The following is a 16,659-nucleotide window of genomic DNA, read 5'->3' on the forward strand; positions in this document are numbered from 1 at the left end:
ACTCGAAAAGGATACCGGTATGTTTGATTTGACTGGAAAATGCGCCCTTATCACCGGGGCTTCGGGCGGGATCGGGGGCGAGATTGCACGCACCTTGCACGCCGCAGGGGCTACTGTTGGTCTGTCCGGCACGCGCGTCGAACCGCTGCAGAAGCTGGCGGATGAACTGGGCGAGCGCGCTCATGTCCTGCCGTGCAATCTGGGTGATCCCGAGGCCGTGGCCGCGTTGCCGAAACAGGCCGCCGATGCCATGGGGTCCGTTGATATTCTGGTCAACAATGCAGGCATCACCCGCGACAACATCTTCATGCGTATGTCCGACGAGGAATGGCAGAGCGTGATCGACGTGAACCTGACCGCTACCGCCAAGCTGTGCAAGGGTGTGCTGCGGGGCATGATGAAGGCGCGCTGGGGCCGCATCATCAACATCTCGTCCGTTGTTGGTGCAACCGGCAACCCGGGTCAGGTGAACTATGCCGCGTCCAAGGCGGGCATGGTCGGCATGACCAAGTCGCTGGCCTACGAGGTCGCGAGCCGTGGCATCACCGCCAATGCCGTCGCGCCGGGTTTCATTACGACCGCGATGACCGACAAGCTGACCGATGAGCAGAAATCCGGCATCCTGACGCAAGTTCCCGCCGGTCGGATGGGCGAGCCATCTGAAATTGCGGCGGCCGTTCTGTACCTTGCAAGCCCCGAAGCGGGCTATGTTACCGGAACCACCTTGCATGTGAACGGCGGCATGGCCATGTTGTAGGCGCAGCCAGGGGCAGATGCGAAAGCGTTTGCCTCTTGCGTCGTCTGTGCTATAGGCGGCGCATGTAATCAGGGGCCGGTCGTTCAGGTCGGCCTTCTACTTTCCCGGAGACCCGGGACCCAAACCGCCCGGATCGGGCAAACCAAGGCCACCCCGAGCGGGCAAGGGCAGAACCGGGCAGACCGCCCTGAAATGGAATGAGGAATAGACATGAGCGACGTCGCAGATCGCGTTAAAAAGATCGTTGTTGAGCACCTGGGTGTTGAAGAGGACAAAGTCACCGAGAACGCGTCCTTCATCGACGATCTGGGCGCGGACAGCCTGGACACCGTTGAGCTGGTCATGGCTTTCGAAGAAGAGTTCGGCATCGAGATCCCCGATGATGCAGCCGAGACCATCCAAACCTTCGGCGACGCCGTGAAGTTCATCAGCGAAGCTTCCTGATCGCTTTGAATTTGACCGAAAACGGCGCTTCCGGGCAACGGAAGCGCCGTTTTTTTTTGCCCGCTCGAATTCCCGCTTGCCTCGTGGAAAATCGGTTTGCACTGTTTGCGATGAGGCAACAAAACACCGGGTAAGGGCATGAAAAGATCCGCCCCGATGATCAACACCGCGCGCCTGATGATGTGCGCAATGCGTCCCGAGGACTTTGAAAGGTTCGCGGAGATTTGGCGCGACCCCTGCGTGGTGCGCCATATCGGCGGCAAACCCCGTACCCGTGGCGAGGCGTGGGACGCGTTCCTGCGCAATGCGGGACACTGGCAGATGGCTGGGTTCGGGCAATGGGCCGTGTTCTTGCAGGCGAATCGCAAATTGATAGGTCAGGCCGGGTTCTTTTACGGCAACCGCTGTCTGGGAGAGGATTTCGACACCTTCCCCGAGGCCGGTTGGGTGTTGGCGCCCGAGGCGCATGGCCTGGGATACGGGCACGAGGCCGTTCAGGCCGCGCATGACTGGTTCGACCGGATCATGCCCGGGCCCTTGGTGTCGATGATTGACACGGATCATAAGGCCTCGCAAAAGCTGGCGGCCAAGCTTGGATATAAATTGCTGCGCGAGACAGAGTATCGGGACAGCCCGGTGAAACTGTTTCGACGCGACGGCCCTCCGGCCCGGAACTGAAACGCTTCTTTTTTTGCGGTGCCGCAAACGGATCGTCGTTTGCCGAAACTGATAAACGCGAACCTGCGCGCGACCAGTATGCTATCATGGATATCCGGAACGATTGAGCGGAGGAGTGTGCTCATGAGGGTTTATCCTACAATGGAATTGCAGAGCGGCCGCTGTGTCACGCTGGACAAGGGCCGTCTGGACGAACCGATGATCTGGCATGTCGATCCGGTGGAAACGGCCCAAGGCTGGGCCGCCGCAGGTGCCGAGTGGATGCACCTGACCGATTTCGATGCGATCGAGGGGCGGGACACGAACTCTGCGCTGGTCGAACAGATCATCCGCAGCGCCGAGCTGCCTGTTCAACTGGCGGGCGGGTTCCGCTCGCGCGAGCAGGTCGAGCGTTGGATCGACAAAGGGGCAGGCCGCATCGTGATCGGCACCCTGGCGGCGCGTGATCCTCATCTGTTCAAAGAGTTGGCCAAGCTATACCCAGACCAGATCGTGTTGGCCGTGGACGTGTGGCAGGGCTACGTGATGACCGACGGCTGGCGTACCCAAAGTGCGTTCACCCCGGAGGCTTTCATCGAAGCGTTTGCCGATGCTCCGCTGGCTGCCATTCTGGTCACCGATATCGACAGCGACATGGTGGATGTCGAGGCGCAGCTGGGCCTGATTTCGGGGCTGGCCGCGCATTCGCGCACACCGGTGATCGCCAGCGGCGTCGTGCGCAGCAGCGACGACATCTCGCGTCTGGCCTACATTCCCAATATCTCGGGTGCGTTGGTCGGACGGGCGCTGTTCCGCAAGACGGTCGACCTGTCCGAGGCATTGGCGGTAGCCAAAACCGCCCATGAACCAGTGGCACAGTTCCAGTAACGCGGCCTAATCCGTCCGAGCCGCCCCCGACAGGTCGTCGGGGGCGGCTCGTGTGGTTCTGCTTTGGCCGCGCGCCGTGTGCAGCGCAGAGGCAGGCGGCAAGCTGCCGGTGCGGAATACGCTGTTGCTCTTGCCCCCGGACCCCGGGCCGGGGTATGAGCGTTTCTCAAACAGGAAGCAGGCAAGAGGCATTTCATGCGCAGAGTCGTTGTAACCGGTCTGGGATTGGTCACTCCACTGGCCAGTGGGGTCGAGGAAACCTGGTCGCGGCTGCTGGCCGGAGAGTCAGGTGCCGGCCCGATCACCTTGTTCGATGCCGAAGCCGCAGGGGTCACCACGACCTATGCCTGCGAGGTGCCCCGCGGTGACGGGACCAACGGAACCTTCAACCCCGATGACTGGATGCCGCCCAAGGAACAGCGCAAGATCGAGGATTTCATCCTGTATTCGATCGCTGCGGCCGAGATGGCCTGCAAGGACGCCAACTGGCTGCCCGAGGACGAGGAAGAGCGTCTGCGCACCGGCGTTCTGATCGGGTCGGGCATCGGTGGTCTGGGCTCGATCGCGGAAACCGCCAACCTGATCCGTGACAAGGGCCCGCGCCGCGTGTCGCCGTTCTTCATCCCGGGCGCGCTGATCAACCTGGCCTCGGGTCAGGTCTCGATCCGCTTTGGCTTCAAGGGTCCGAACCATTCGGTGGTGACCGCCTGTTCAACCGGTGCCCACGCGATCGGCGATGCCAGCCGGATCATCCGGTCGGGAGATGCCGACGTGATGATCGCCGGCGGCGGCGAAGGCTGCATCTGCGAGATCGGGATTGCCGGTTTCAACGCCTGCAAGGCGCTGTCTACCAAATATGCCGACAACCCCAAGGCCGCCAGCCGCCCCTATGACGTCGACCGCGACGGTTTCGTGATGGGCGAGGGCGCCGGCATCGTGGTTCTGGAGGAATACGAGCATGCCGTGGCCCGCGGCGCCAAAATCTATGCCGAGGTTCTGGGCTATGGGATGTCGGGCGATGCCTATCACATCACGGCGCCGGCCGAGGATGGCGACGGGGCGGAACGCTCGATGAAGGCGGCACTGCGCAGCGCAGGGCTCGAGCCGAAGGATCTGGACTATATCAACGCGCATGGCACCTCGACCATGGCCGACACGATCGAACTGGGGGCCGTTGAACGGCTGCTGGGCGAACATGCCAGCAAGGCGACGATGAGTTCGACTAAATCGGCCACCGGGCACTTGCTGGGGGCCGCGGGCGCGATCGAGGCGATCTTCTCGATCCTTGCGATCCGCGATCAGGTCGCCCCGCCGACGATCAATCTGGACAACCCGGCGGTGGAAACGCCGATCGACCTTGCGCCGAATGCCAAGCGCGAGCGGGAAATCAACGTGGCGCTGTCGAATTCATTCGGCTTCGGTGGCACCAATGCCAGCGTGATTTTCGGGAAAGCATCGTAAATGTGGCGGGCTCTGGCATCCAATGCGCTGACCTTTCTTGTGGTTGCCATGTTTCTTCTTGGCGGTCTGATCCTTTGGGGGCAGTCGCAGTACAAGGCCGAGGGCCCGCTCGATACCGCCATTTGCCTTCGGGTGAAGGGTGGTTCGAACATGAACAAAGTCAGCCGTGATCTTGAAGATCAGGGCGCGATCAGCAGCGCAACGATCTTTCGTATGGCGGCAGACTACACCGACAAGTCGCAGCAGCTGAAAGCGGGTAGTTTCCTGATCTCCGAAGGCGCTTCGATGGCGGAAATCATCGACGAAGTCACCCGCAGCGGCGCCAGCACCTGTGGAACCGAGGTCGAGTACCGCATCGGTGTGACCCGCACTCAGACACGGGTTCGCGAGCTGGACCCTGCAACATCGAATTTCGTCGAGGTCGCATCTTTTGTCGTTGGTGAGGACGAAGTCCCTGAAGTCTATCAGGAAAAGCGGAACCAAGCCGATACGCGATACCGCGTTTCCTTGGCAGAAGGTGTCACCAGTTGGCAGGTCGTTGAGGGGCTGAAGGCCGTGGATGCCCTGACCGGAGAGGTCTCGGAAATTCCGCCTGAAGGCATGTTGGCCCCGGACAGCTACGAAATCTCACCGGGTGATGAGCGAACGGCTTTGCTGCAAAAGATGCAGGACCGACAGCAAGAGCGGATTGCCCGGGTTTGGGAGACGCGTCAAGACGGGTTGCCCCTGTCCAGCCCCGAAGAAATGCTGATCCTCGCCTCGATCATCGAGAAGGAGACAGGCATTCCGGAAGAGCGCGGTCAGGTTGCCAGTGTCTTTGTGAACCGCCTGAAGCAAGGCATGAAGCTGCAGACGGATCCCACAGTGATCTACGGCGTGACCAAGGGTCAGGGTACGCTGGGCCGAGGCCTTCGCCGCAGCGAGCTTCGGCGGAACACGCCCTGGAACACCTATTTGATAGACGGTTTGCCGCCCACGCCGATTGCCAACCCGGGACTGGCCAGCTTGCAAGCTGCCGTGGCTCCAGACGAAACCGACTTCGTGTTCTTCGTCGCAGATGGAACTGGCGGCCATGCCTTCGCCAAGACGCTGCAGGAACACAACCGAAACGTTGCCAAATGGCGTGAGATCGAAGCCGAGCGGAACAATTCGGGTAACTGATCCGCTCGTTGGTCGAGAGCAGGGCCAGCATAAATCAGGCGGACAACCCGCCTGAGAAATGAAAAGTCAAAATCCTGGAAAAAGACTGCGCGCAAGGAGACATGCGCGCAGTTTTTTTATGCGGCCGATTTGCGGCGCGGACGGCGCCGACGGTTGGCGAGGCCATTTGTGCCCTGCGGTTTCGGGCCACGGCGTCGATTGCGCTGGCGATTGCCGGGTTTGGCGGCCTCCGCGGCTTCGGGTGCCGCTCCGCTGGCGACCGGGATCTCGATCTTCATCAATTTCTGAATCTGACGCAGCAGATCAAATTCATCCGGTGCGCAGAAGGCGATGGCTTCGCCTTCGCGGCCGGCCCGAGCGGTGCGGCCAATGCGGTGCACATAGTTGTCAGGAACGTCCGGCAGGTCATAGTTGATGACATAGGCCACCCCTGGAATGTCGATGCCACGGGCTGCCACGTCGGTGGCAACCAGAACTGTGATCTCGCCGGCGCGGAAGGCCTTGATGGCGCGATCCCGCTGGCCCTGGCTCTTGTTGCCATGGATCGATGCTGCGTTGTAGCCGTCGGCCACCAACCCTTTCATCAGCTTTTCCGCACCATGCTTGGTCCGGGAGAACACAAGCGTCAGGGCGTCGGTATCACGCGAAAGGATCTCGCGCAGCTTGGCGGGCTTTCCCGGCTTTTCAACGAAATGCACCGACTGGGTGATCTTGTCGGCCGCCTTGCCCGGAGGCGAGACCTGCACCCGTTGCGGGTTGGTCAGGTAGGCGCGGCTGAGTTCCTCCATCTGCTTCGGCATGGTGGCCGAGAACAGCATGGTCTGGCGCGGAGTGCCCAGTTGCGGCGCGATTTTGCGCAGAGCGTGGATGAAGCCGAGGTCCAGCATCTGGTCGGCCTCATCCAGAACTAGGTGCCGAACCGAGCCGAGATCGACCGCGCCACGTTCCATCAGGTCGATCAAACGACCGGGGGTCGCGACAAGAATATCGGTCCCACGCGAAAGAAACATGATCTGTTTGTTGATCGACTGTCCGCCGACAACTGTGGCCACGCGCAGTTTCGTCTTTTTGGTAAGCGTGCGGAGGCTTTCAGCGATCTGGTTCACCAGTTCGCGGGTTGGGGCGAGGATCAGCGCCTTGGCGGTTTTGGGTGCCGGTTTGCCGGGCTGCGCCAGAAGGTGGTCGATCAGCGGCAGGCCAAAGGCCAGCGTCTTGCCGGTGCCGGTCTGTGCAAGGCCCAGAATGTCATGTCCTTCCAAGGCCAACGGGATGGCCTGGTTCTGGATCGGTGTGGGTTGAGTGAAATTTGCGCGCTCGAGCGCGTCGTTCAGTGCCGGCGCGAGGCCGAGCATGTCGAAATCGAACAAGTCGTCTTCCTTTGTAATCCGCGCCGGCATTGGCCGTGCGCGAACAAGAGTAGCTGGCCGTGCGGATTGCACGACCGGCAGGGAGTGTGCGCAGCCTCAGGATTTGCGGGCGAGTCCCGCAACATCCGGCTTTTGCGTCAAGAACCCTGCGTGAATGGGAACTGGGAAAATTGGGCGCTATCTCGGACCTAGGTTCGGTCCGCGTGCTCACGCGGCAGCGCTGTGGCGTAGATGAGCGCTGCTGAGGCGAATGTCAAGCCGACACCGGCAGTCAAGGCTGCCGGTGTCCTATCCGTTGCAAATGGATGGTCAACCACGGGGCGTCGGGGCGGCGGCCGCCAGCGCTTTTTCGACTGCCTGTGCGGTGGAGGGGTGACCGGCCTTGGACAGGCACGAAGCAATTAAACCCGCGTCAAGGCGCTCGGGGCGCTTGCCGGGCTTGGGACGATCGCCCAGGCAGTTTTGGAGCGCAGATTGCGGAATGCCAATCTCGCTGGCGATCTTGCCAAGATCAGGTCCGCGGTGCCCTGTCTGAGCCTGCGCCACTGTGCCGAAGAGCATCAGGCCTCCCAGACAGATTACCGAGACATAGCTGAGGGGATGGTACATTTTTTGTCCTTCAGAAATTTTTCGTATGCTTGCGGTTCTTGGTGTTTATGCAGATTGCGTGTGCAATCCGTTTTTGAAACGCACGACGGAAATTACTCCGTCGCGGAAATCTTGCCGATCACAGAATTGGTTGCGGTCCCTGATCTGGATTAGGATTTTGTTAACACTGGCAGTGCGTTACTTGTTGCGCGCTGTTGCGTCGGAGCTTGACTGAGCGCCCGATTTCACGTATAAGTTGTGTCATGCTAGAAGAAGTGGGCAACGGCCCCGGGGCGACCCGGCGGCCGTTTTTCATTTCTCTCGTGCGGAGATCACTCACGCATGAGGTCACAGGCAAACATGACTTTGATTACCCCGGAAGAGCGGATGTCCCGGACGGCCGAGCTGTTGCAGTCGTTGGAGGTGTCCATTCGCGGTTTGCGGCAAGCGGCGGAAGACCTGCGCAAGCGGATCGAGACCGGGGAGGATGCAGACCTGGCGAGTTCAGCCAGACAACTCGGGCAGCTAGAGGGGCTGATCCGAAGTTGCCAGAAAGTGGAGACAAGCTTTGTCGAACAATGTCACAGACAAGCGGGAATTGCCCAAGGGGGCTATGCGCTCGACCTGGAGCGGGCCCGATCTGAGATCGGGTGCCGATTGGCTCGCCTCCGCGCCTGCTGCGGTGCGGGACAGGTTTCTGAGTGAGATCGGGGAGGGAGGGCTATGTGCCCTCCCTTTCCTGTTCGAGTTCTGGGCGCTGCCGCATCAACTGCCGCCCGAGGGCGACTGGCGGTCTTGGGTTATCATGGGCGGGCGTGGCGCGGGCAAGACGCGGGCCGGGGCAGAGTGGGTGCGATCCGTGGTCGAGGGGGCCAAGCCGTTTGATGAGGGTGAGGCCCGGCGCGTGGCGCTGGTGGGTGAGACCTTTGACCAGGTGCGGGACGTGATGATCTTTGGCGACAGCGGAATCATGCAGTGCTCTCCGCCTGACCGGCGACCGCAGTGGAAGGCGTCGGAACGCAAGCTGGTCTGGCCCAACGGTGCCGAGGCACAGGCCTTTTCGGCTCATGACCCCGAGGGGCTGCGGGGGCCGCAGTTCGATGCGGCTTGGGTGGATGAGCTGGCCAAGTGGAAAAAGGCAGGCGAGACCTGGGACATGCTGCAATTCGCGCTGCGACTGGGCGAGCGGCCGCGGGTCTGCGTGACCACGACGCCGCGCAACGTGAAGGTGCTGAAGGACCTGTTGGCGGCACCGTCGACGGTGATGACCCATGCGCCGACCGAGGCGAACCGGGCCAACCTGGCGGAGTCCTTTTTGCAGGAGGTGCGCGCGCGTTATGCGGGCACCCGGCTGGGGCGGCAGGAGTTGGACGGGGTGCTGCTGGCCGATGCCGAGGGGGCGTTGTGGACTGGCTCGATGCTGGATGCGGCGCGGGTCAAGGCGGTGCCCGAGCTGGACCGCGTGGTGGTGGCGCTGGACCCGGCGGTGACGAGCGGATCGGGCGCGGATGCCTGCGGGATCGTGGTGGTCGGCGCGCAGGTGCAGGGGCCGCCCGAGGACTGGCGCGCCTATGTGCTGGCCGACCGGACGGTGCAGGGCGCTGGCCCGGCGGGCTGGGCGCGCGCGGCGATCGACGCGATGGACGAGTTCGGGGCCGAACGGTTGGTGGCCGAGGTCAACCAGGGCGGGCAGTTGGTGGAAGAGGTGGTGCGGCAGGTGGACCCTCTGGTTCCGTTCCGGGCCGTGCGGGCCTCGCGCGGGAAGGTGGCGCGGGCCGAGCCGGTGGCGGCGCTCTATGAGCAGGGGCGGGTGGTCCATGTGGCCGGGTTGGACGCGTTGGAGGAACAGATGTGCCAGATGACCGCGCGGGGGTTCGAGGGGCAGGGCTCGCCCGACCGGGTCGATGCGCTGGTCTGGGGACTGCATGAGCTGGTGGTGGGGCCGGCGGCGGTCTACCGGCGGCCGCGGGTGCGGGTTTTGTGATCAGCCCTTGGGTTTTTCGAACTTTGCGAAGGCCTCGGCGTAGTCGGGATGCCAGCGTGAAAGGGCGGGGCGGTTGTGGATGATGTCCTCGGCGGCCCATTGAACGCGACGGCGGTCGCGTTCGGCATCGACGTCGTTGTCAGGGCAGAGGATGTAGAAATCGCCTTGGGCCATGCGGTCGAGGAAATAGTCGACGGTCTGCTCGCTGGTCCAGGCGGCGGCCGGTTTTTCGGGCAGGAATGACGCGACCATGCCGGTATAGGTAAAGCCCGGAACGAAGAGATGCGCGGTGATCGGTGCGCCGGCCTCGCGCAGCTCGTGCGCGAGCTGTTCGGTCAGCGTTTTGACGGCGGCCTTGGACACGTTGTAGCCGGGGTTGCCTGGCGGAGATGTTATCCCCTGCTTTGACCCGGTGTTGATGACGACGGCCGGGCGGTCAGCCTCGATCATGCGGGGCAAAAAGGCTTGGACGCCGCGCAGCACCCCCAGAAAGTTCACGTCGAGAATTTTCCGCCAGTTGTCGAATGACTCCCATGTTTTCGTCGGCAGGCTGATCCCTGCATTGTTCATCAAGACGGCGACCTGCCCGGCGGCGAAAGCTGTGTCGGCCAGATTTTCCATGTCGGCTTGAGAGGTGACATCCGTCGGCACCGCGGTGATGTTTGCCGCGTCAAAGCCTGCCTTCAGGTCTTGCGTCGTTTCGTCCAGCGCCTGTCCCGGAAGATCGGCCAGTATGACGTCCAGCCCGGCTTGGGCAAAACGCTGTGCCGCGACGCGCCCGACACCGCTGGCGGCGCCGGTCACGACGGCGATCCCGCCGGTTTTCACTGCGCTTTCATACATGGCTGGTCCCTCGTGATGCTCAGATGCTGAGGGTAGCGCATTTCTGTCGGATGCCGAGGTTTATCCTGCGGGCACATGTTCCCCAGCCGTTGCACAACGGCCGTACGCCCCATTCCCGAGGCTTAAAGATCTTTCCGTCATAACTCCTTTCAACAAGCCGGGCAGAGCGGCGGCAGAAAGGAGCATCTGGACATGGTATTCGATTTCTTGCGTCGTGGATCGGCTGGGAAAGCCCCCGAGGCAAAAGCAAGCGCAGCCGGGCCGGTGGTGGCCTGGCAGACCGGCGGGCGAGTCGCCTGGAGCCCGCGCGACACCGCCTCTCTGACGCGCACGGGGTTTTCGGGCAACCCGGTGGGGTTCCGGTCGGTCAAGCTGATTGCCGAGGCCGCGGCGGCGCTGCCCCTGGTTCTGCAGGACGACGCGCAGCGGTACGAGACCCACCCGGTTCTGCGCCTGATGCGCCGGCCGAACGCGGCGCAGGGCAAAGCCGAGCTGCTGGAGGCGCTGTTCGGGCAGCTGCTGCTGTCGGGCAACGCCTATGTCGAGGCGGTGCAGGCCGAGGGCGGACTGCCGGTCGAGCTGCATGTGCTGCGATCCGACAGGATGAGCGTGGTGCCGGGGGCGGATGGCTGGCCCAGAGCCTATGACTACACCGCCGGGGGCAAGACGCACCGGTTCCCGGCCGAGGCCATCTGCCATATCAAGTCGTTCCATCCGCAGGATGACCATTACGGCTTTTCGCCCATGCAGGCGGCGGCGATGGCGATCGACGTGCACAACAGCGCCTCGCGCTGGTCGAAATCGCTGTTGGACAATGCCGCGCGGCCTTCGGGCGCGCTGGTGTGGAAGGGCGGCGACGGGCAGGGCGGGATGGCCGAGGAACAGTTCCGCCGCCTGAGCGACGAGATCGAGGCGAACTATCGCGGGGCGCGCAACGCCGGGCGTCCGATGGTTCTGGAAGGGGGGCTGGATTGGAAGCCGATGGGCTTTTCCCCCTCGGACATGGAGTTTCAGAAGACCAAGGAAGCCGCCGCCCGCGAGATCGCGCTGGCCTTCGGTGTCCCGCCGATGCTGCTGGGGATCCAGGGGGACGCGACCTATTCGAACTATCAGGAGGCCAACCGGGCGTTCTATCGCCTGACCGTTCTGCCCCTGGTGACGCGGGTGGCGGCGGCGTTGTCGGACTGGTTGTCGGGCTTTACCGGCGAAGATCTGGTGCTGAAGCCCGATCTGGACCAGGTGCCGGCGCTGGCGACGGAGCGTGACGCGCAATGGGCGCGGGTGGCCAATGCCGATTTCCTGACGGATGCCGAAAAGCGTGCTCTGCTGGGCCTGCCGGCGCTGGCGGAGACGGCGGATGGCTGACACGCCGGGGTACCCGCCCTTTGACTGCGCGCCGGGCCTGCGTCTGGCCGCGCATGAGAGGGTGGCCGAGATCCAGCATGCGCATCTGTGCAGGCGGCTGGATCAGATCGAGGAAATGATGGAACGGCTGGAGCGGCGGTTGTGGCTGACCGTCTATGGCGTGGCGGCGGTGATCCTGGCGCAGGCGTTCCAGTCTTTCCTGACGGTGGCGCCATGAATTCAGTGGCTTACGAGGAGTTGTTCATGGATTTGGAGCGCAAGTTCGCGCGGTTCGGCGATGGGTTGTCGGTGACCGAGGATGCGGTGATCGAGGGCTATGCCAGCCTGTTCGGCCAGGTCGATCAGGGCCGCGATGTGGTGCAGAAAGGTGCCTATGCCGCATCGCTGGCCGGGCTGAAGGCGGCCGGTCAGCGGGTCAAGATGCTGTGGCAGCACGATCCGGCCCAGCCCATCGGCGTGTGGGACGAGGTGCGCGAGGACGAGCGCGGCCTGTGGGTCAAGGGGCGGTTGCTGGAAAGCACCCAGAAGGGGCGCGAAGCGGCCGAGCTGATCCGCGCGGGTGCGCTGGACGGGCTGTCGATCGGCTATCGCACCAAGCGGGCCGTGAAGGATGACAAGGGCCGGCGGCTCTTGACGGAACTGGAGCTGTGGGAGGTGTCGCTGGTGACCTTCCCGATGCTGCCCAGTGCGCGGGTGGCGGCAAAGGGGACGGACCCCGATGCCGAGGACACCTGGCGCAGTATTGCCGAGGTGTTCCAGAGCGCCCGGCAGGAGCTGGCGCGACCCTAGCGCGCCTCAACCCCCACCCAGAAAGGAAGTGCTGATGAGCAAGACCGAGACCGCGGCCTTGACCGGAGAGGGTGTGCCCCTGGTTCAGGAGGTGAAGCAGGCGATGGCTGGCTTCGTTAGTGAATTCAAGGGCCTGAAGGCTGAAATTCAACACAAACTGCAACAGACAGAAGAGCGACTGACCATGCTGGATCGTAAATCAACCATCGCGGCGCGCCCGCATCTTGCGGCCTCGACCCTGGAGGAAGCGCCGCACCAGAAGGCCTTTGACGCCTATGTGCGCTCGGGCGATGACGATGCCCTGCGCGGGCTGGAAATCGAGGCCAAGTCGCTGTCGGCGGCCGTCAACAGCGATGGCGGCTATTTGGTCGATCCGCAGACCGCCGAGATGATCAAGTCGGTGCTGAAATCCACCTCGTCGATCCGCTCGATTGCGTCGGTCGTGAATGTAGAGGCGAATTCGTTCGACGTGCTGATCGACCACACCGATGTGGGCGCGGGCTGGGCCGATGAAACCGCGGCCGCCACCGAGACCGGCACCCCGTCGATCGACCGCATCTCGATCCCGCTGCACGAGCTGAGCGCGCTGCCCAAGGCCTCGCAGCGGCTGCTGGATGACAGCGCATTCGACGTCGAGGGCTGGCTGGCTGGCCGTATCGCCGACAAGTTCGCCCGCGCCGAGGCGGCGGCTTTCATCAACGGCGACGGCATCGACAAGCCGAAGGGCATCCTGAGCCATCCGGCGGTGGACAACGACGTCTGGACCTGGGGCAACCTGGGCTATGTGCCCACGGGTGTTTCGGGCGGCATCGACGCGGATGCGATCGTTGACGTGGTCTATGCGCTGGGCGCGCAGTACCGCGTGAACGGCACCTTCGTGATGAACTCGAAAACCGCGGGCGTGATCCGCAAGCTGAAGGATGCCGACGGCCGCTTCCTGTGGTCCGATGGCCTGGCTGCGGGTGAGCCCGCGCGCCTGATGGGTTATCCGGTGCTGATCGCCGAGGATATGCCCGATCCGGGCACCGACAGCTTCTCGATCGCCTTCGGTGACTTCTCGGCCGGCTACACCATCGCCGAGCGCCCCGACCTGCGCGTGCTTCGCGACCCGTTCAGCGCCAAGCCGCATGTCCTGTTCTATGCCACCAAGCGCGTGGGCGGCGACATCAGCGACTTTGCCGCGATCAAGCTGGTGAAATTCGGCACCGCCTAAGCGGTGACGGATCCGGGGGGCCGGTGGACCGGTCCCTCGGGCGGCGGGCGCGGGCCGGGGTGAGATCCCCCGCGTTGTCTAGCTGCTCCCCTCCGTCCGAGCAACGTGGGGCGGCACGTGCCCGCCATTTTCCAAGGATGCGGCCCCCGGAGGGGTCCGAGATTGCGGAGTGAATGGATGATGTTGATCGAAGAAACCGCCATCGCGGATGCGGCGCTGCCGGTGGATCAGTTCAAAGCGCATCTGCGGCTGGGCACGGGATTTGCCGAGATCAGCCTGCAGGACGACGTGTTGAAGGGGTTCCTGAGGGCGGCGATGGCCGCGATCGAGGCGCGCACGGGCAAAGTGCTGATATCGCGCAGTTTCACCTGGACCCTGAGCCGCTGGCGCAACGACGCGGGCGAGGTTCTGCCGGTCGCGCCGGTGACGAGTATCGACGCGGTGACGCTGACCGACGCGCAGGGCACTCAGCAGGTGGTGGCGCCCGGGACCTACCGCCTGGAGCGCGACAACCAGCGCCCTTGCCTGCGCCCAATGGGGGCTTGCCTGCCCGCCATTCCCACCGGTGGAGAGGTGACCATCGCGCTGACGGCTGGGATGGCGGCGGATTGGGGCGGGCTGCCGGCGGATCTGGGGCAGGCGGTGCTGCTGCTGGCGGCGCATTACTATGAGTATCGCGACGAGACCAGCCTGAGTGACGGCTGCATGCCCTTCGGCGTGACCAGCCTGATCCAGCGCTATCGCATGGTGCGTTTCGGCGCGGGGGTGATGCAATGAGCGCGCCCCGCCTGAACCGGCAGCTGGTGCTGGAGGCCCCGGTGCGGGTAGCCGATGGCGCGGGCGGCTATGCCGAGACATGGGCGCCGCTGGGCACTTTGTGGGCCGAGGTGACCGCCCGGACCGGCACCGAGCGTGCGATCGCAAATGTGGCGGTGTCGCGCGTGAGTTACCGCATCGTGGTGCGCGGCGCGCCCGAGGGGTCGTCGATGCGTCCGGCACCCGATCAGAGGTTTCGCGAGAGCAATCGTCGCTTCGTGATCCGCGCGGTGGCCGAATACGACGCGGCCGGGCGCTATCTGACCTGTTTCGCGGATGAGGAGGTGGCGGCATGAGCTATGGCGTGTCGGCCGCGCTGCAGGCGGCTGTGTTCCAGCAACTTGTCAATGACAGGATCATTTCGTCCCGGGTCAGCGACGCGGTCTATGACGCGGTGCCATCGGGGACGTTGCCGCAAACCTACATCACCTTGGGTCCGGAAGAGGTGCGCGAGGCCTCGGACACGACGGGGCAGGGCACTTTGCATCGCTTCACCGTGTCGGTGGTGTCCGAGGCGGCCGGGTTCGGCGCGGCCAAGACTCTGGCCGGGGCCGTGTGCGACGCGCTGGACGGCGCCGCGCTGACGCTGGATCGGGGGCGGCTGGTGGGGCTGTGGTTCGAGCGGGCCTCGGCCCGGCGCACCGGGACCGGCGGCGCGATCCGGCAGATCGACCTGAGATTCCGCGCCCGCGTGGAAGACAACTAAGCAATCAATGGAGAGAGCATATGGGTGCCCAGAACGGTAAGGACCTGCTGGTCAAGGTGGACATGAACGGCACGGGTCTGTTCCAGACCATCGCGGGGCTGCGGGCCACGCGGATCAGTTTCAACGCCGAAAGCGTGGATGTCACGACGCTGGAAAGCCAGGGCGGCTGGCGCGAGCTGCTGTCGGGGGCGGGGGTCAAGTCGGCCTCGATTTCCGGATCGGGCGTGTTCAAGGACGCCGGCACGGATGAACGCGCGCGGCAGTTGTTCTTTGATGGCGAAACGCCCGCCTTCCAGGTGATCATCCCCGATTTCGGCATCGTGGAAGGCCCGTTCCAGGTGACCGGGATCGAGTATGCGGGCTCGCACAATGGCGAGGCGACCTATGAGATGAGCCTGGCCAGCGCCGGCGCTCTGACTTTCGTGGCGCTGTGATGGTCAATCCGTGGGCGGGAGAAGTGGCGCTGGTGGTCGATGGCCAGCGCCGGGTGCTGAAGCTGACGCTGGGCGCGTTGGCCGAGCTGGAGCAGGAGCTGGGCGCAGGGTCTTTGGTGGAACTGGTGCAGCGGTTCGAGAGCGGCGCCTATTCCAGCGGTGACGTGCTGGCGCTGATCTTGGCGGGGTTGCGCGGTGGCGGGATGGATGTGACCCGCGCCGACATGTTGCGGGCCGAGATAGAGGGCGGCCCGATGGCGGCGGCGCGGGCGGCGGCCGAGCTGCTGGCGCGGGCCTTCATGGTGCCGGGTGAGTCATGAGCGGCTTTGACTGGCCCGGCCTGATGCGTGCCGGGCTGCACGAGCTGCGGCTGACGCCGGATCAGTTCTGGCGTCTGACCCCGGCCGAACTGCGGCTGATGCTGGGGCAGGGCCGCGGGATGCCGGCGATGAACCGGGCGCGGCTGGACAGGTTGCTGGCCGCCTGGCCCGACAAGATACAAGGAGAGCGTGATGACGGATCGGGACGGGTTTGACGACCTGCAGGAGCGCGGCGAGGCGCTGGGCGATGCCCTGGGCGATGCCGCCACGATGGCGGCGGCCTTCGATGCCCAGATGAAGCGGATCAGCGCCGCTTTCGAAGAGACCGGGAAGGATGTCGCCACCCTGGAGCGGGGCATGTCGAGCGGGCTGCGCAAGGCCTTCGACGGCGTGGTTCTGGACGGAATGAACCTGTCGGACGCGCTGGACGTGCTGAAGAACTCCATGATCCGCACGGCCTATTCGGCGGCGATCAAGCCGGTGACGGATCATTTCGGCGGCATGCTGGCCAATACGGTCGGCGGCCTGGTGCAGGGGCTGCTGCCCTTTGCCGACGGCGGCAGTTTCGCCCAAGGACGCGTCATGCCTTTTGCCAATGGCGGAGTGGTCACCGGGCCGACCACCTTTCCGATGCGCGGTGCGACCGGGTTGATGGGCGAGGCCGGCCCCGAGGCGATCATGCCGCTGGCGCGCGGACCCGACGGCAAGCTGGGGGTGCGCAACTCGGGCGGCGGACGGGCGGTGAACGTGGTGATGAACATCACCACACCCGACGTTCAGGGCTTCCGCCGCAGCCAGGGCCAGATCGCGGCCCAGATGAGCCGCGCCCTGGGGCGCGGCAATCGCAACCGCTAGATTGGGGAGCA

At 64.2% G+C, this 16,659-nt stretch carries 21 protein-coding genes; 18 read left to right on the forward strand and 3 right to left on the reverse strand.

Annotation, left to right across the window (positions count from 1 at the left end; all coding sequences use genetic code 11):
- The first annotated feature begins 19 nt into the window (after window positions 1-19).
- The 6 genes from fabG to mltG all read left to right on the forward strand — a co-directional run bounded on the left by fabG (window position 20) and on the right by mltG (window position 5,368).
- Window positions 20-757 carry a 3-oxoacyl-[acyl-carrier-protein] reductase gene (gene fabG / locus ACR0LD_RS02975; protein ID WP_170338567.1) on the forward strand — a complete coding sequence of 246 codons (738 nt, stop codon included), beginning with the start codon at window positions 20-22 and terminating at the stop codon, window positions 755-757.
- 210 nt (window positions 758-967) lie between these two features.
- Window positions 968-1,201, forward strand: coding sequence for an acyl carrier protein (locus ACR0LD_RS02980; protein WP_005982462.1), 234 nt, complete (start codon window positions 968-970; stop codon window positions 1,199-1,201).
- Between the two features lie 138 nt (window positions 1,202-1,339).
- Complete coding sequence (locus ACR0LD_RS02985) at window positions 1,340-1,879, forward strand: GNAT family N-acetyltransferase (RefSeq protein WP_170366317.1); 540 nt, start codon at window positions 1,340-1,342, stop codon at window positions 1,877-1,879.
- Window positions 1,880-2,002: 123 nt separating this feature from the next.
- Window positions 2,003-2,746: a 1-(5-phosphoribosyl)-5-[(5-phosphoribosylamino)methylideneamino]imidazole-4-carboxamide isomerase gene (locus tag ACR0LD_RS02990; protein ID WP_170358746.1), complete on the forward strand. Its 744-nt coding sequence runs from the start codon at window positions 2,003-2,005 to the stop codon at window positions 2,744-2,746.
- A 195-nt stretch (window positions 2,747-2,941) separates the two neighbouring features.
- Window positions 2,942-4,207: a beta-ketoacyl-ACP synthase II gene (fabF, locus tag ACR0LD_RS02995; RefSeq protein ID WP_170338075.1), complete on the forward strand. Its 1,266-nt coding sequence runs from the start codon at window positions 2,942-2,944 to the stop codon at window positions 4,205-4,207.
- Window positions 4,208-5,368: an endolytic transglycosylase MltG gene (gene mltG / locus ACR0LD_RS03000; RefSeq protein WP_480635587.1), complete on the forward strand. Its 1,161-nt coding sequence runs from the start codon at window positions 4,208-4,210 to the stop codon at window positions 5,366-5,368. It abuts the gene before it with no gap.
- A 116-nt stretch (window positions 5,369-5,484) separates the two neighbouring features.
- Here the strand turns inward: mltG and ACR0LD_RS03005 are convergent, their stop codons facing one another.
- The gene (locus tag ACR0LD_RS03005; protein ID WP_170358751.1) at window positions 5,485-6,735 is read right to left on the reverse strand and encodes a DEAD/DEAH box helicase; all 1,251 of its coding nucleotides are present in this window, start codon (window positions 6,733-6,735) and stop codon (window positions 5,485-5,487) included.
- 309 nt (window positions 6,736-7,044) lie between these two features.
- Window positions 7,045-7,344: a hypothetical protein gene (locus tag ACR0LD_RS03010; protein ID WP_480635588.1), complete on the reverse strand. Its 300-nt coding sequence runs from the start codon at window positions 7,342-7,344 to the stop codon at window positions 7,045-7,047.
- A gap of 592 nt (window positions 7,345-7,936) precedes the next feature.
- Between ACR0LD_RS03010 and ACR0LD_RS03015 the strand changes: the two genes are divergently transcribed.
- On the forward strand, window positions 7,937-9,307 hold the full coding sequence (locus ACR0LD_RS03015; RefSeq protein WP_244952356.1) for a DNA-packaging protein: 1,371 nt from the start codon (window positions 7,937-7,939) through the stop codon (window positions 9,305-9,307).
- Here the strand turns inward: ACR0LD_RS03015 and ACR0LD_RS03020 are convergent, their stop codons facing one another.
- Complete coding sequence (locus ACR0LD_RS03020; RefSeq protein ID WP_170366313.1) at window positions 9,308-10,150, reverse strand: SDR family NAD(P)-dependent oxidoreductase; 843 nt, start codon at window positions 10,148-10,150, stop codon at window positions 9,308-9,310. It lies immediately after the preceding gene.
- A gap of 192 nt (window positions 10,151-10,342) precedes the next feature.
- Between ACR0LD_RS03020 and ACR0LD_RS03025 the strand changes: the two genes are divergently transcribed.
- The 11 genes from ACR0LD_RS03025 to ACR0LD_RS03075 all read left to right on the forward strand — a co-directional run bounded on the left by ACR0LD_RS03025 (window position 10,343) and on the right by ACR0LD_RS03075 (window position 16,648).
- The gene (locus ACR0LD_RS03025; RefSeq protein WP_170366310.1) at window positions 10,343-11,515 is read left to right on the forward strand and encodes a phage portal protein; all 1,173 of its coding nucleotides are present in this window, start codon (window positions 10,343-10,345) and stop codon (window positions 11,513-11,515) included.
- The gene (locus ACR0LD_RS03030) at window positions 11,508-11,732 is read left to right on the forward strand and encodes a GTA head formation protein, RCAP_rcc01685 family (protein WP_093962401.1); all 225 of its coding nucleotides are present in this window, start codon (window positions 11,508-11,510) and stop codon (window positions 11,730-11,732) included. Before ACR0LD_RS03025 ends, ACR0LD_RS03030 begins: the two co-directional genes overlap by 8 nt.
- 26 nt (window positions 11,733-11,758) lie before the next feature.
- Window positions 11,759-12,304, forward strand: a complete 546-nt coding sequence (locus ACR0LD_RS03035) for an HK97 family phage prohead protease (protein ID WP_149774850.1) — start codon at window positions 11,759-11,761, stop codon at window positions 12,302-12,304.
- A gap of 34 nt (window positions 12,305-12,338) precedes the next feature.
- The gene (locus ACR0LD_RS03040; protein WP_480635589.1) at window positions 12,339-13,517 is read left to right on the forward strand and encodes a phage major capsid protein; all 1,179 of its coding nucleotides are present in this window, start codon (window positions 12,339-12,341) and stop codon (window positions 13,515-13,517) included.
- 177 nt (window positions 13,518-13,694) lie between these two features.
- Window positions 13,695-14,294 carry a head-tail connector protein gene (locus ACR0LD_RS03045; RefSeq protein ID WP_170366307.1) on the forward strand — a complete coding sequence of 200 codons (600 nt, stop codon included), beginning with the start codon at window positions 13,695-13,697 and terminating at the stop codon, window positions 14,292-14,294.
- The gene (locus tag ACR0LD_RS03050; protein WP_480635590.1) at window positions 14,291-14,629 is read left to right on the forward strand and encodes a phage head closure protein; all 339 of its coding nucleotides are present in this window, start codon (window positions 14,291-14,293) and stop codon (window positions 14,627-14,629) included. The genes ACR0LD_RS03045 and ACR0LD_RS03050 overlap by 4 nt, the downstream gene beginning before the upstream one ends.
- A complete protein-coding gene (locus ACR0LD_RS03055) occupies window positions 14,626-15,039 on the forward strand; it encodes a DUF3168 domain-containing protein (RefSeq protein WP_480635591.1) in 414 nt (137 codons plus the stop codon). Before ACR0LD_RS03050 ends, ACR0LD_RS03055 begins: the two co-directional genes overlap by 4 nt.
- 20 nt (window positions 15,040-15,059) lie before the next feature.
- The gene (locus tag ACR0LD_RS03060) at window positions 15,060-15,473 is read left to right on the forward strand and encodes a phage major tail protein, TP901-1 family (RefSeq protein ID WP_170370664.1); all 414 of its coding nucleotides are present in this window, start codon (window positions 15,060-15,062) and stop codon (window positions 15,471-15,473) included.
- Complete coding sequence (locus ACR0LD_RS03065) at window positions 15,473-15,793, forward strand: gene transfer agent family protein (protein ID WP_170358767.1); 321 nt, start codon at window positions 15,473-15,475, stop codon at window positions 15,791-15,793. The genes ACR0LD_RS03060 and ACR0LD_RS03065 overlap by 1 nt, the downstream gene beginning before the upstream one ends.
- A complete protein-coding gene (locus tag ACR0LD_RS03070) occupies window positions 15,790-16,008 on the forward strand; it encodes a rcc01693 family protein (RefSeq protein WP_170358769.1) in 219 nt (72 codons plus the stop codon). The genes ACR0LD_RS03065 and ACR0LD_RS03070 overlap by 4 nt, the downstream gene beginning before the upstream one ends.
- Entirely contained in the window at window positions 15,986-16,648 is a 663-nt protein-coding gene (locus ACR0LD_RS03075; protein WP_005982489.1) for a phage tail tape measure protein, read from the forward strand. The genes ACR0LD_RS03070 and ACR0LD_RS03075 overlap by 23 nt, the downstream gene beginning before the upstream one ends.
- Window positions 16,649-16,659 lie beyond the last annotated feature (11 nt).

It is taken from the genome of Ruegeria sp. BF8, assembly GCF_056538625.1.

Coding starts and splice junctions, on each gene's coding strand:
- ACR0LD_RS03065 (WP_170358767.1), top strand. CDS start 15,473: ATGGTCAATCCGTGGGCGGGAGAAGTGGCGCTGGTGGTCGATGGCCAG.
- ACR0LD_RS02990 (WP_170358746.1), top strand. CDS start 2,003: ATGAGGGTTTATCCTACAATGGAATTGCAGAGCGGCCGCTGTGTCACG.
- fabF (WP_170338075.1), top strand. CDS start 2,942: ATGCGCAGAGTCGTTGTAACCGGTCTGGGATTGGTCACTCCACTGGCC.
- ACR0LD_RS03075 (WP_005982489.1), top strand. CDS start 15,986: ATGACGGATCGGGACGGGTTTGACGACCTGCAGGAGCGCGGCGAGGCG.
- ACR0LD_RS03010 (WP_480635588.1), bottom strand. CDS start 7,344: ATGTACCATCCCCTCAGCTATGTCTCGGTAATCTGTCTGGGAGGCCTG.
- mltG (WP_480635587.1), top strand. CDS start 4,208: ATGTGGCGGGCTCTGGCATCCAATGCGCTGACCTTTCTTGTGGTTGCC.
- ACR0LD_RS03070 (WP_170358769.1), top strand. CDS start 15,790: ATGAGCGGCTTTGACTGGCCCGGCCTGATGCGTGCCGGGCTGCACGAG.
- ACR0LD_RS03030 (WP_093962401.1), top strand. CDS start 11,508: ATGGCTGACACGCCGGGGTACCCGCCCTTTGACTGCGCGCCGGGCCTG.
- ACR0LD_RS02985 (WP_170366317.1), top strand. CDS start 1,340: ATGAAAAGATCCGCCCCGATGATCAACACCGCGCGCCTGATGATGTGC.
- ACR0LD_RS03060 (WP_170370664.1), top strand. CDS start 15,060: ATGGGTGCCCAGAACGGTAAGGACCTGCTGGTCAAGGTGGACATGAAC.
- ACR0LD_RS03055 (WP_480635591.1), top strand. CDS start 14,626: ATGAGCTATGGCGTGTCGGCCGCGCTGCAGGCGGCTGTGTTCCAGCAA.
- ACR0LD_RS03050 (WP_480635590.1), top strand. CDS start 14,291: ATGAGCGCGCCCCGCCTGAACCGGCAGCTGGTGCTGGAGGCCCCGGTG.
- ACR0LD_RS03020 (WP_170366313.1), bottom strand. CDS start 10,150: ATGTATGAAAGCGCAGTGAAAACCGGCGGGATCGCCGTCGTGACCGGC.
- ACR0LD_RS03045 (WP_170366307.1), top strand. CDS start 13,695: ATGATGTTGATCGAAGAAACCGCCATCGCGGATGCGGCGCTGCCGGTG.
- ACR0LD_RS03025 (WP_170366310.1), top strand. CDS start 10,343: ATGGTATTCGATTTCTTGCGTCGTGGATCGGCTGGGAAAGCCCCCGAG.
- ACR0LD_RS03035 (WP_149774850.1), top strand. CDS start 11,759: ATGGATTTGGAGCGCAAGTTCGCGCGGTTCGGCGATGGGTTGTCGGTG.
- fabG (WP_170338567.1), top strand. CDS start 20: ATGTTTGATTTGACTGGAAAATGCGCCCTTATCACCGGGGCTTCGGGC.
- ACR0LD_RS03040 (WP_480635589.1), top strand. CDS start 12,339: ATGAGCAAGACCGAGACCGCGGCCTTGACCGGAGAGGGTGTGCCCCTG.
- ACR0LD_RS03015 (WP_244952356.1), top strand. CDS start 7,937: ATGCGCTCGACCTGGAGCGGGCCCGATCTGAGATCGGGTGCCGATTGG.
- ACR0LD_RS02980 (WP_005982462.1), top strand. CDS start 968: ATGAGCGACGTCGCAGATCGCGTTAAAAAGATCGTTGTTGAGCACCTG.